The sequence below is a fragment of the Streptomyces sp. NPDC093568 genome (assembly GCF_044764945.1).
Classification (GTDB): Bacteria; Actinomycetota; Actinomycetes; order Streptomycetales; family Streptomycetaceae; genus Streptomyces.
Genome location: NZ_JBIWJD010000002.1, coordinates 447,325 through 459,240, shown reverse-complemented (window position 1 = coordinate 459,240; position 11,916 = coordinate 447,325). Strand labels below are relative to the sequence as shown.

General features: G+C 69.7%; 10 protein-coding genes and 2 tRNA genes. 10 read left to right on the top strand and 2 right to left on the bottom strand.

The features are described from left to right. Positions 1 to 55: 55 nt before the first annotated feature. From ACIRD7_RS11615 to ACIRD7_RS11575, 9 genes are all read left to right on the top strand, one after another. Entirely contained in the window at positions 56 to 217 is a 162-nt protein-coding gene (locus ACIRD7_RS11615) for a hypothetical protein (protein ID WP_403452467.1), read from the top strand. Between the two features lie 131 nt (positions 218 to 348). After that, positions 349 to 513: a hypothetical protein gene (locus tag ACIRD7_RS11610; protein WP_163016976.1), complete on the top strand. Its 165-nt coding sequence runs from the start codon at positions 349 to 351 to the stop codon at positions 511 to 513. A 77-nt stretch (positions 514 to 590) separates the two neighbouring features. After that, positions 591 to 1,229 carry a nicotinate-nucleotide adenylyltransferase gene (gene nadD / locus ACIRD7_RS11605; RefSeq protein ID WP_030948193.1) on the top strand — a complete coding sequence of 213 codons (639 nt, stop codon included), beginning with the start codon at positions 591 to 593 and terminating at the stop codon, positions 1,227 to 1,229. Between the two features lie 25 nt (positions 1,230 to 1,254). After that, complete coding sequence (locus tag ACIRD7_RS11600; RefSeq protein WP_403452465.1) at positions 1,255 to 2,961, top strand: LytR C-terminal domain-containing protein; 1,707 nt, start codon at positions 1,255 to 1,257, stop codon at positions 2,959 to 2,961. 119 nt (positions 2,962 to 3,080) lie between these two features. Beyond that, positions 3,081 to 3,527, top strand: coding sequence for a ribosome silencing factor (gene rsfS, locus ACIRD7_RS11595; RefSeq protein ID WP_403452464.1), 447 nt, complete (start codon positions 3,081 to 3,083; stop codon positions 3,525 to 3,527). Continuing rightward, entirely contained in the window at positions 3,524 to 4,195 is a 672-nt protein-coding gene (locus tag ACIRD7_RS11590; protein ID WP_403452462.1) for a histidine phosphatase family protein, read from the top strand. The genes rsfS and ACIRD7_RS11590 overlap by 4 nt, the downstream gene beginning before the upstream one ends. A 104-nt stretch (positions 4,196 to 4,299) precedes the next feature. Next, positions 4,300 to 4,372 (top strand) — tRNA-Ala (locus tag ACIRD7_RS11585). A 440-nt stretch (positions 4,373 to 4,812) separates the two neighbouring features. Beyond that, positions 4,813 to 5,046: a hypothetical protein gene (locus ACIRD7_RS11580; protein WP_003976229.1), complete on the top strand. Its 234-nt coding sequence runs from the start codon at positions 4,813 to 4,815 to the stop codon at positions 5,044 to 5,046. A gap of 123 nt (positions 5,047 to 5,169) precedes the next feature. Next, positions 5,170 to 5,242: transfer RNA gene (locus ACIRD7_RS11575), tRNA-Ala, on the top strand. 128 nt (positions 5,243 to 5,370) lie between these two features. Here the strand turns inward: ACIRD7_RS11575 and ACIRD7_RS11570 are convergent. Together ACIRD7_RS11570 and ACIRD7_RS11565 are read right to left on the bottom strand one after the other, a co-directional pair. After that, positions 5,371 to 6,984, bottom strand: a complete 1,614-nt coding sequence (locus ACIRD7_RS11570) for an NADH-ubiquinone oxidoreductase-F iron-sulfur binding region domain-containing protein (protein WP_403452460.1) — start codon at positions 6,982 to 6,984, stop codon at positions 5,371 to 5,373. Continuing rightward, positions 6,981 to 8,348 (bottom strand): cytochrome b/b6 domain-containing protein, encoded by a 1,368-nt coding sequence (locus ACIRD7_RS11565; RefSeq protein WP_403452458.1) that lies wholly within the window; start codon positions 8,346 to 8,348, stop codon positions 6,981 to 6,983. Before ACIRD7_RS11565 ends, ACIRD7_RS11570 begins: the two co-directional genes overlap by 4 nt. 469 nt (positions 8,349 to 8,817) lie before the next feature. Between ACIRD7_RS11565 and leuS the strand changes: the two genes are divergently transcribed. Continuing rightward, the gene (leuS, locus tag ACIRD7_RS11560; RefSeq protein ID WP_403452456.1) at positions 8,818 to 11,697 is read left to right on the top strand and encodes a leucine--tRNA ligase; all 2,880 of its coding nucleotides are present in this window, start codon (positions 8,818 to 8,820) and stop codon (positions 11,695 to 11,697) included. Positions 11,698 to 11,916 lie beyond the last annotated feature (219 nt).

Below are 11,916 nucleotides of genomic sequence, written 5' to 3'. Positions count from 1 at the left end.
CCCAGCCTAGGCGGAGTTACCGTGGACGGGCACTACAGCGAAGGAGTTCCGCGTCATGGAGCACAACCCCTCGGCCGCCTGGCTCACCGAGGCCGCCAGGGCGGCCGAGCAGCAGGGGGCGGGGAATCTGCTCCGGGTCGTACTGATCGTGATGGTCGTGGGCTGTGTGATGACCGCGTGGTTCCTGTTGCGGGGCTACAGGCAGAAGGACGACTGATCCGCCGGGAAGGTTGCCCGCCGGTCCGGTCGGGGCGCCCCAACGGTGGAGTCGGCGTGATCGCCGTCATGGCGCCCGCATACGATGGGCCGACATCTTTATCCCGCCCACACCGATAGGTCACGCCGAAGATGAGCTTCCACAGCGCAGCTGCCCAGTTGGTCACCCTCGCCGCCGAGGGCGAGGAGCACGGCGGCAACCACGACAGCATCAGCCCGCTGGCCACCGGTGGCGGCGCTTTCATCATCCTCATGCTGCTGCTGTGGATCACGACCCGGTTCAACCGCGACCGCTGAGTCCCGGCCAGGCCCCCCGCTCCGCCGCCACAGCCGTCGGCCGGAGCTCTCAGGCGGGGCCGGTAGGGTCTGCACGCATGGGAGAGCAGGACATGCCTACCGGCCCCGGAAACGGCCCGTCGAACCCCGGCAAGCGCCGTCTCGGCGTCATGGGCGGAACGTTCGACCCGATCCACCACGGGCACCTCGTCGCGGCCAGTGAGGTCGCCGCGCAGTTCCACCTCGACGAGGTCGTGTTCGTCCCGACCGGCCAGCCCTGGCAGAAGAGCCACCGGCACGTCTCCCCGGCCGAGGACCGCTATCTGATGACGGTCATCGCCACCGCCGAGAACCCGCAGTTCTCCGTCAGCCGCATCGACATCGACCGCGGCGGTCCGACGTACACGGTGGACACCCTGCGCGATCTGCGCGCGCTCAACCCCGACACGGACCTCTTCTTCATCACCGGCGCCGACGCCCTCGGCCAGATCCTGACCTGGCGCGACTCCGAGGAGCTGTTCTCCCTCGCGCACTTCGTCGGGGTCACCCGGCCCGGCCACCACCTCGACGACGCGGGACTCCCGGAGGGCGGTGTGTCGCTGGTCGAGGTCCCGGCGCTGGCCATCTCGTCCACCGATTGCCGCGCGAGAGTCGCGAAGGGAGATCCCATCTGGTATCTGGTGCCGGACGGAGTCGTGCGCTACATCGACAAACGTGAGCTGTACCGCGGCGAGTGAGGCAGTGAACCGAGAGGGGCTACCGGTGAACGACCGATACGACGCGGGGGCGGCTGGATACGGCGCCGACCAGTACGAACTCGTCGGCTACGACGAGTACGGACGGCCGGTGTACCGCCAGATCCCGGCCCAGCAGCAGCCTGAGCAGCACTACGACCCCTACGCACAGCAGGGGTACGGCTACGACCCGTACGCGACCGGTCGGCAGCAGCCTGTCCAGCCGTACGACCCCTACGGCACCGGCGACACCGGCCGGCAGCCGCCCCCGCCGCCGTACGACGCGTACGGCACCGGCACCCACCACCAGCAGCAGCCCGGCGCGCACTCGCCGCCGTACGACCCGTACGGCCGTACCGCCACCGGCGGGCAGCAGCCCCGCACCGCCGAGCAGACCGCCTACATCCCGCAGCAGGCCGGACCGGTCGAGGAACCGGTGGCCCAGGGGCGGGACGACCGGGACTACCGGACCGAGCAGTTCGCCTTCGTCGAGGAGCCCGACCAGGACTCCGAGGACGTCATCGACTGGCTGGCGTTCACCGAGAACCGCACCGAGCGCCGCGAGGAGGCCAAGAGGCGGGCACGCGCGCGTGTGGTCGCCCTCGTGGTCGTCCTGGCGATCGTCGCGGCCGGCGGCGTCGGCTACCTCTGGTACGCCGGGAAGCTGCCCGGTCTGTCGTCGTCGGACGACAAGAGCGACACCGCGACGCCGGTGGGCGCCCAGAAGCGCGACGTGATCGTCCTGCATCTGCACAACACCAAGAAGGGCGGCACCTCCACGGCGCTGCTCGTCGACAACACCACCACCGAGCAGGGCACCACCGTCCTGCTGCCCAACTCCCTCGCCCTGACCGGCGACGACGGCAGCACGACCACCCTCGCCAAGTCGGTCGACGACGACGGCTCCTCCGGGACGCGCGACGCGATCGACACCGTCCTCGGCACCGAGATCCAGGGCACCTGGCGGCTGGACACGCCCTACCTGCAGAACCTCGTCGACCTGGTCGGCAGCATCGAGGTCGACACCAACGCCGACGTACCCGACCCGGACGCCAAGGCCAAGGGCTCGGCGCCCCTGGTGCGCAAGGGCACGGACCAGACCCTCAGCGGCAAGATGGCCGTCGCCTACGCCACCTACCAGGCCTCCGGCGAGGCGCAGAACGCCCAGCTGGAGCGGTTCGGGCAGGTCATGCAGGCCGTGCTGCGCAAGCTGACCTCGGACACCCAGGGCGCGACCACCACCGTGCAGACGCTGGGCATGATCATCGAACCGCCGCTGACCGACAAGGACCTCGGCGCCTTCCTCGCCAAGCTCGCCGACCTCGCCAAGGGCGGCGACTACAAGACGGCCCTGCTGCCCGTCCAAAGCGACGGCACGCTCAGCGACCGGGCGAGCGCGAGCGTCGTCAAGGACGTCCTCGGCGGCACCGCCAAGAGCCCCGACAAGGACGCCGCGGTCCGGGTGTCCGTCCGCAACGCCAGCGGGGTCAAGGACAACACCGGCAAGGCCCGCGTGGTGCTGCTGAACGGCGGCTTCACCTTCCTGGAGGGCGGCAACGCCTCCACCGCGGCCACGTCCGAGGTCGTCTACGCCGACGCCGCCGACAAGGACGACGCCACCGAGGTCGCCAAGACCCTGGGGCTGTCCGCGGACGCGGTCACCAAGGGGGATGTGTCCGCAAACGCCGACGTGTCGGTGGTCCTGGGCCAGGACTACGAGCCGTCGTCCTCGTAGCTGCCGTACATCACCGCAGGCCACCCCACGTGAGCCGGTAATCGCGTGGGGTCCTGTCACCGGTCCGTGAGACCCTTGATGTCAGTCAAGTCAAGTGTCCGCCGATCGAAAGCCTTGTAGTGACCGCTACCGACCGTTCCCTCGAGCTCGTCACCTCCGCCGCCCAGGCGGCCGCCGACAAGCTCGCGCACGACATCATCGCCTACGACGTCAGCGACGTCCTGTCGATCACGGACGCCTTCCTGCTGGCCTCCGCGCCCAACGACCGCCAGGTCAAGTCGATCGTCGACGAGATCGAGGAGCGGCTCGCCAAGGAGCTCGGCGCCAAGCCGGTGCGCCGCGAGGGCGACCGCGAGGCCCGCTGGGTGCTGCTCGACTACGTCGACATCGTCGTCCACGTCCAGCACAGCGAGGAGCGCGTCTTCTACGCCCTGGAGCGGCTGTGGAAGGACTGCCCCGAGCTCGACCTGCCCGAGGACGCCAAGGCCACCCGGGGCAAGGCCGCGGAGCACGCCAAGCTCCAGGCCGCCGAGGACGCGGCCGAACCGAGCGGTGAGTGGCGATGAGCGCCACCGGCGAGGTGTCGGCGGGCCGGCCCGGCCGCGGCCGCCGCGTCATCCTGTGGCGGCACGGCCAGACCTCGTGGAACGTGGAGCGCCGCTTCCAGGGCTCCACGGACGTGCCCCTGACCGAGGCCGGTGTCTCCCAGGCCCGCCGCGCCGCCCGGCTGCTGGCGGGCCTCAGGCCCGACGCGATCGTCGCCTCCGACCTCCAGCGCGCCGCGCACACGGCCGCCGAGCTGGCCGCGCTCACCGGCCTGGAGGTGACCCACGACGAGAGCCTGCGCGAGACCTACGCCGGCGTCTGGCAGGGGCTCACGCACGAGGAGATCATCGTCCGCTACGGCGAGGAGTACGCCGCGTGGAAGCGGGGCGAGCCGGTGCGCCGCGGTGGCGGCGAACTGGAGACCGAGGTCGCCGACCGCGCCGCGCCCGTGGTGCTCCGGCACGCCGAGAAGCTCCCGGACGACGGCACGCTGGTCGTGGTCAGCCACGGCGGCACGATCCGTACGACCATCGGCCGCCTCCTCGGCCTCCAGGCCCGCCACTGGGAGAGCCTGGGCGGCCTGTCCAACTGCTGCTGGTCCGTGCTGGGCGAGGGCGCGCGCGGCTGGCGTCTGCTGGAGCACAACGCCGGCACGCTGCCGGAGCCGGTGCTCGGCGACGACGACTGACGCCATGAGTCCCGGCCGGGACTCACGGCGAGCCCGGATTTCACTTTCCGGCAGGTCACAGGCTAAGGTTCTTCTTGTTCGCCCCGCCGAGCGGCGGGACGCGAGGGGCTATAGCTCAGTTGGTAGAGCGCCTGCATGGCATGCAGGAGGTCAGGAGTTCAATTCTCCTTAGCTCCACAGTCAGACAACAAGATCCCGTCGATCGCTCCGATCGGCGGGATCTTCTGGTATCCGAACTGTTCGGGTCCGGCTTGAGTTAGTTGGGCCTCTCAGGCGTATACCTCTCAGGAGAGGCGCGTTGGGGTGCGGGTTCGCTCGGTTCGCAGGGCCGCTGCGGGTGCCGTGTCCGGACTGGTACTGAGGCGTCGCTGACCGTATTGGTCCGGCCGTGGCAGAATCAAACGGCCGGAGGGGGCGCGGCCCGACGGGAGGGAGTTGCGATGCCTGCGTGCATCCTCGGAGAGGTCGGTCACCTCTTCGATGCAGCATTGACACGGGATACGATCACCCGCCTCAGCTGCCCTTCCTGCGGCTCCGTCCATGTCGCCCAGCTGCTCGGTGACAACGGCGGAGTTTCCTACGTGTGCACGGCCTGCGGCCACAGCTGGAGCTGATCGATGGGTGCACACAGGCGAAAGTGCGACTGGTGCGGCAGCGGAACGCCGATCGTCCGTGACATGGAACCGGTGAACCCCGACTACCAGTACTGGTGCGAGGAATGCGCGCGGGCGCTGATCATAAAAGGCGACCCGATCGAGACCTACCGTGAACTCGAGGGTGAGCCGATCTACGGCCGGCTGCTCGAAGAGCACTGCACGCTCAAGCGCTTCTATTCGTTCGTCACGGCGTGATCGACGGGTCGTAAATTCCGACATTTCGGGGCGTACTGCCCTGGGGGGTAAACGATTTGGTGCTGCACCCCGTCGACCGGTAATGTTGGCGTCGCCGCCGGGGAAACCCGGCAGACACCGCAAGGGGCTATAGCTCAGTTGGTAGAGCGCCTGCATGGCATGCAGGAGGTCAGGAGTTCAATTCTCCTTAGCTCCACAGTGAGACAAGAAGATCCCGCCGGATGGAATCCATCCGGCGGGATCTTTTTCGTGTGCGAACAGCGCTTTCGTGTGCGAACAGCGCTGGTTCCAGGGGCCGTCCCGGTGGGACGGCCCCCGGTGGGCTCAGCGGCCCAGGGCGCGCCTGCCGCGGCCCTGGGAGAGGACCGGCAGGTTGTTGCGGGAGGTGTCCTGCCCGCGCGTGTCCTCCTCCAGGCGCAGGGCCAGCGCGGGGCAACGGCGCACCGCCCGCAGGGCCTTGGCCTCGGCGTAGCGCGGGACCATCGCCTGGGCGACGGTCGGGAAGCCGTCGGCGCCGAGCTGGAAGACCTCCGGGAGGATGTCCGCGCACAGGCCGTGGCCGCGGCACAGCGTCCAGTCGACGTAGATCTTCTGGCGGCTGGGGCCGTTCTCCTCGGCCTCGGCGCCGCCCGGGATGCCCGAGGGCGCCCGGCCGCCCTCGAAGAGCGGCAGAACGCCCTCCACGGGCCGTCCGCAGCCGTTGCCGAGGACATGCGCCGCGAGGTCGTCGGTGAACGCCTTGATGGTCGACTCCAGGAACATCGCGGAGCCGTCCGGATGCGAGCACGCGCCGCGCCGCTTCACGTTCTTGGCGACCTGCTTGAGCGCCTCCAGTGCGGCCGGGCCACCGCCGTTGAGGATGTCCTCCATGCCGCGCGCGGCGGCCGGCAGACCGAGGTAGCAGGGGCCGCACTGGCCCGCGCTCTCCTCGGCCAGCCACTGCGCCACGCGCAGCGACTCGCCCAGCGGGCAGGTCTCCTGAGTGATCGGCAGGATCGCGCCGGCGCCGAGCGCGCCGCCCACCGCGTCCAGGGAGTTGCGCGAGACGATCGCCTCGTTGACCGTCGCCGCGTCGATCCACTTGCCGTGATAGCCGCCGGTCAGCACGCCCTGCGGCACCGGCGGGGCGCCGGCGAGCTGAAGGACGTAGCGCAGCGGCACGCCCGTGGGGACCTCGAGGACCATCGGGCGGGCGACCGCGCCGGAGACCGTGAGCATGACGGTGCCCGGCTCGTCGTACAGGCCGGTGTTGCCGTAGCGCTCGGGGCCGATGCGGGCGGCGATGGCCAGTTGGGCGAAGGTCTCGGCGTTGGACAGCAGGGTCGGGGCGCCGCCCACGCCGTTCTGCGAGGCGCTGACCTTGCGGCCGGGCGGGATCGCCGGGCCGCCGTCGATGGAGCGGATCACGGAGGCGGCGGCGCCGGTGACCATGCGCACCGGGTTGCGCTGGACGAACGCGCGTAGCGCGGACCGACGGCTGTTGCTGAGGCCGCGCTCGGCGAGGGCGGCCTCCATGGAGCGCTGGGTGGACTCACGGGTGACCGCCACCACGAGCGTGCGGGCACCCAGGGCCTCGGCGCACAGCAGCGCGCCGTCCAGGATGAGATGCGGGGCACGGTTGATCATCACCGTGTCCTTGCGGCAGGCCGGTTCGTCCTCGCTGCCGTTGACGACGACGACCGGCCGTACGCCGCGCTTGATCGCGGACTCGGCCACCGAGCGCAGCTTCTTGTGGAAGGGGAAGCCCGCGCCGCCGCGGCCCTTGAGGTTGATGTTCTCGGCGAGCTTCGCGAGTTGCTCGCCGCCCAACGGTTCGAGCGGCCCGTGCACCTTCAGGTGCATGGGCAGGTCAAGTCTTTCGACAAGGTCGAAGCCCGACGTGAGCTGGGGAAGTCCGACCACGCGGACTTCGGGTACGTCGGGCAGGGCCTCGTTCACTTAAAGCCTCCGGAAGGCGTGTTCCAAGGTTCGCCCGAACCCGGTGCGTCGAAGTCGTAGGAGGCACCGGGCATTGTTTCGGTGGCGGGACCGCTGTTGTTGTACGTGTCGTTCTGGTTGTACGTACCGAAGACGGCGTTCGTCTCAGCGGTGTCGTACACATCACTCGAGCCGTAGCCCGCGGCGTTGGAACCGTAGCCCGACGTGTTCGCGCCGTATGTCGTGGTGCCCGAGTTGTCATAGACGGGGATGTTGTATCCCGTGTCGTTCAGCGGGTCGTAGGCCGACGGGGGAGCCTCGCCGACCGGCGGCGGGGAGGGGATCGGCCAGTTGCCGGTGTTGCCGTCGACGCGCGGGATCGCCTCCGTCGGCTGCATGTCCATGGGCAGGTCCATGCGCGAGGTCTGGTCGGCAAACGGCTGCTGTTGCTGCCCGCGGGAGCGGGGGTTGACGGCACGGTAGGCGGCGGCGAAACCGCCCGTGGTCTCCGCGGCCGAGGGTGCCTGGGAGGGCATGCCGGGCAGTGGTCCGGTCCGCTCCTCGCGCGCCGGCCGTTCGTCGCGCGAGGAGCGGCCGCGGCCCGGGTTCTCGTATCCCGGCAGGGAGGACCCGGACGCCGCCCGGGCGCGGCTCTCCTCCAGGTCCTCGCGGGCGCCCGGGTCGGTGCCGATGATCTGGGCGATCCGGTCGGCGACCTTGCGCTTGACGGGGCGGGGGGCCGCGCGCAGGGCGAGGGCGGCGGCGACGGCGACGACGCAGAGTTCGTAGCTGACCATGAAGAACGTCTTCGCCGGGCGGCCCGCGAACAGGCCGTGGATCAGGGCGGAGCACCAGGCCGGGTAGGCCAGCATGTGCATCGCGCGCCAGCGTGCGGCGACCGGCGCCGGGGAGGCGAACTGGTTGCGCAGGGCGCCGGTGACGCCCACGAAGATCATGAGCAGCGCGGCCAGGGAGCCCAGGCCGATGAGGAAGGCGCTGCCCGGGATCTCGCTGCCGCCGGCGAACACCAGGCTGAAGGGGATCAGCGCGGCGAGCGGGGTGGCGTGGTCCAGGGCCAGCTTGACGCCGATGTGCACCAGGAGGAACGCGATCGAGGCCACGGCGGTCACCCGGTGGATGCCCTGCGCGATGATCCGCTGGCGGGTGTTGAGGATCATCCGGTCCTGGGCGACCAGACCCCAGATGACCGAGCAGGTGAGGCAGACGAGCGACAGGACGCCGGCACCGAAGTTGAGGAACTCCTGGAGCCAGGTACCGCCGAGCAGCACGACCAGGGGTATGAGAAGCAGAACAGCGGCGGTCGCCACCCCATAGGCCGACCGGCCCGGCTGGGGAAGCGAACTGTTACTACGGCGAGGGTTCATGGGGGCAACTCCGAGCGGTTCGGGAAGGCGGTCCCGCTGCCGCACTCTAAGTGGCTCCATACCGGGGGGTACGGCGTTTGAGTTATTGCGTTGTTATCTACGGGCTGGGTGAGGCGTGCGATGTCCCTTAGCGACTGTTACGCCAGGTAACAATTGAACGTTGCTCAGCTTTTCCATGTCTTCACAACTCTCAGGTACGGAGCAGGGGGCGCGGTTGTTCATGTGTGAGCCGTCTCTTGAGCGCCGTCACGCGCCCCCGGGAAGCCCGTCGCGGCCCGCTCCGGCGCTGCGGTACCCTGACGCCATGCGTGCCGTACGCCTTCTGCTTAGCGAGCCGCGCTGATCAGTCCCGACCACCGGGCGAATCGGATGGTCGGAATCGGCGCGGCGTCCCCTCCTGTGCGAGGGGATTTTTCGTTTCCAGGAACCGCAGCCGCTGGCAGAGACGATCGATGGAGCTTTGAGGACCATGAGCGAGACGAACCCCGCTGCCACCGCCGAGGTGGCCGCGCCGCACCGCTACACGGCCGCCATGGCGGCCGACATCGAGGCACGCTGGCAGGACTTCTGGGACACCGACGGCACGTATGCCGCACCCAACCCCAAGGGTGACCTGGCGGGCGACCCGGCACTCGTCGCCAAGCCCAAGAAGTTCATCATGGACATGTTCCCGTACCCCTCCGGTGCGGGCCTGCACGTCGGTCACCCCCTGGGGTACATCGCCACCGACGTCTTCGCGCGCTTCCAGCGCATGACCGGCCACAACGTCCTGCACACCCTGGGCTTCGACGCCTTCGGCCTGCCCGCCGAGCAGTACGCGGTGCAGACCGGCACGCACCCGCGTGTCTCCACCGAGGCCAACATCGAGAACATGAAGATCCAGCTGCGCCGGCTGGGCCTGGGCCACGACAAGCGCCGGTCGTTCGCCACGATCGACCCGGACTACTACAAGTGGACCCAGTGGATCTTCCTGCAGATCTTCAACTCCTGGTACGACGAGGAGGCGAAGCGCGCCCGGCCGATCGCCGAGCTGGTCGCCGCCTTCGAGTCCGGTGAGCGTGCCGTACCGGGCCACACGCGCGCGTGGAGCGAGCTGAGCGCCGCCGAGCGCGCCGACGTCCTGGGCGAGTACCGCCTGGCGTACGCCTCGGACGCGCCGGTGAACTGGTGCCCCGGTCTGGGCACCGTGCTGGCCAACGAGGAGGTCACCGCCGAGGGCCGCTCCGAGCGCGGCAACTTCCCGGTCTTCAAGGCCAAGCTGCGGCAGTGGAACATGCGGATCACCGCCTACGCCGACCGGCTGCTGGACGACCTGGAGGAGCTGGACTGGCCCGAGGCCATCAAGCTGCAGCAGCGCAACTGGATCGGCCGCTCCGAGGGCGCCCGCGTCGACTTCCCCGTGGACGGCGAGCACATCACCGTCTTCACCACCCGCCCCGACACCCTGTTCGGCGCGACCTACATGGTGCTGGCGCCCGAGCACCCGCTGGTCGACAAGTTCACCCCGGACGCCTGGCCCGAGGGCACGCACGACGTGTGGACCGGCGGTCACGCCACCCCGGCTGAGGCCGTCGCCGCCTACCGCGCGCAGGCCGCCTCGAAGTCCGACGTCGAGCGGCAGGCCGAGGCCAAGGACAAGACCGGCGTCTTCATCGGCTCGTACGCGACCAACCCGGTCAACGGCGAGCAGATCCCCGTCTTCATCGCCGACTACGTCCTGATGGGCTACGGCACCGGCGCGATCATGGCCGTACCGGCGGGCGACCAGCGCGACTTCGAGTTCGCTCGCGCCTTCGAGCTGCCGATCCACTGCATCGTCGAGCCGACGGACGGCCGCGGCACGGACACCTCGACGTGGGAGGACGCCTTCTCGTCGTACGACGCGAAGATCATCAACTCCAGTGGTGAGGGTGTCTCCCTGGACGGCCTGGGCGTCGTCGAGGCCAAGGCGCGCATCACCGATTGGCTGGAGCGGACCGGTGTCGGCGAGGGCACGGTCAACTTCCGGCTGCGCGACTGGCTGTTCAGCCGCCAGCGCTACTGGGGCGAGCCCTTCCCGATCGTCTACGACGAGGACGGCATCGCCCACGCGCTGCCCGAGTCGATGCTGCCGCTGGAGCTGCCCGAGGTCGAGGACTACAGCCCGCGCACCTTCGACCCGGACGACGCCGACACCCAGCCCGAGACGCCGCTGTCGCGCAACGAGGACTGGGTCAACGTCACGCTGGACCTGGGCGACGGCCGTGGACCGCGCGCGTACCGGCGCGAGACCAACACCATGCCCAACTGGGCCGGTTCCTGCTGGTACGAGCTGCGCTACCTGGACCCGCACAACTGCGAGCGGCTGGTCGACCCCGAGATCGAGCAGTACTGGATGGGCCCGCGCGAGGGCCGGCCGCACGGCGGTGTCGACCTGTACGTGGGCGGCGCCGAGCACGCCGTGCTGCACCTGCTGTACGCGCGCTTCTGGTCCAAGGTCCTGTTCGACCTGGGGCACGTCTCCTCGGCGGAGCCGTTCCACAAGCTGTTCAACCAGGGCATGATCCAGGCCTACGTCTACCGTGACAGCCGTGGCATCGCGGTGCCGGCCGCCGAGGTGGAGGAGCGCGACGGCGCCTACTACTACCAGGGCGAGAAGGTCTCCCGGCTGCTGGGCAAGATGGGCAAGTCCCTGAAGAACGCGGTCACTCCGGACGAGATCTGCGCGGAGTACGGCGCCGACACGCTGCGGCTGTACGAGATGGCGATGGGCCCGCTGGACGTCTCGCGTCCCTGGGACACGCGCGCGGTGGTCGGCCAGTTCCGGCTGCTGCAGCGGCTGTGGCGCAACGTCGTCGACGAGGCGACCGGTGACGTGACCGTGACGGACGCCGAGCCCGACGAGGACACGCTGCGTGCCCTGCACAAGGCGATCGACGGGGTGCGCGGGGACCTGGAGGGCATGCGGTTCAACACCGCGATCGCCAAGGTCACCGAGCTGAACAACCACCTGACCAAGGCGGGCGGCGCGGTGCCGCGCTCCGTGGCCGAGTCGCTGGTGCTGCTGGTGGCGCCGCTGGCCCCGCACATCGCCGAGGAACTGTGGCGCAAGCTGGGCCGCACCGACTCGGTGGTGCACCAGGACTTCCCCGTCGCCGACCCGGCCTACGTGGTCGACGAGACCGTGACCTGCGTCGTGCAGATCAAGGGCAAGGTCAAGGCCCGCCTGGAGGTCTCTCCGGCCATCTCCGAGGAGGAACTGGAGAAGGTCGCGCTGTCCGACGCGAAGGTCGTGGCGGCGCTGGACGGGGCCGGGATCCGGAAGGTGATCGTGCGGGCGCCGAAGCTGGTGAACATCGTCACGGCGTAGTGCCGCGGGCGGTGCACCGTCTCCGGGTGATCTTCGCTGGCGGCGGACGTCTCCGGGTGGTCTTTGCTGGCGGGCTGGCGGGCTGGCGGCGGAGGTCTCCGGGTGGTCTTTGCTGGCGGCGGACGTCTCCGGGTGATCGTCGCTCGGGGTGATCCCCTACGGGCAGGTTCGGGGTTCTTCTGGAACTCCGGGCCTGCCCGCTGCGTTTACCGTTGAAGA

Excerpts from the sequence above, each read along its gene's own strand:
- ACIRD7_RS11615 (WP_403452467.1), top strand. The coding sequence starts at position 56 with ATGGAGCACAACCCCTCGGCCGCCTGGCTCACCGAGGCCGCCAGGGCG.
- ACIRD7_RS11610 (WP_163016976.1), top strand. The coding sequence starts at position 349 with ATGAGCTTCCACAGCGCAGCTGCCCAGTTGGTCACCCTCGCCGCCGAG.
- nadD (WP_030948193.1), top strand. The coding sequence starts at position 591 with ATGGGAGAGCAGGACATGCCTACCGGCCCCGGAAACGGCCCGTCGAAC.
- ACIRD7_RS11590 (WP_403452462.1), top strand. The coding sequence starts at position 3,524 with ATGAGCGCCACCGGCGAGGTGTCGGCGGGCCGGCCCGGCCGCGGCCGC.
- ACIRD7_RS11580 (WP_003976229.1), top strand. The coding sequence starts at position 4,813 with ATGGGTGCACACAGGCGAAAGTGCGACTGGTGCGGCAGCGGAACGCCG.
- ACIRD7_RS11565 (WP_403452458.1), bottom strand. The coding sequence starts at position 8,348 with ATGAACCCTCGCCGTAGTAACAGTTCGCTTCCCCAGCCGGGCCGGTCG.
- leuS (WP_403452456.1), top strand. The coding sequence starts at position 8,818 with ATGAGCGAGACGAACCCCGCTGCCACCGCCGAGGTGGCCGCGCCGCAC.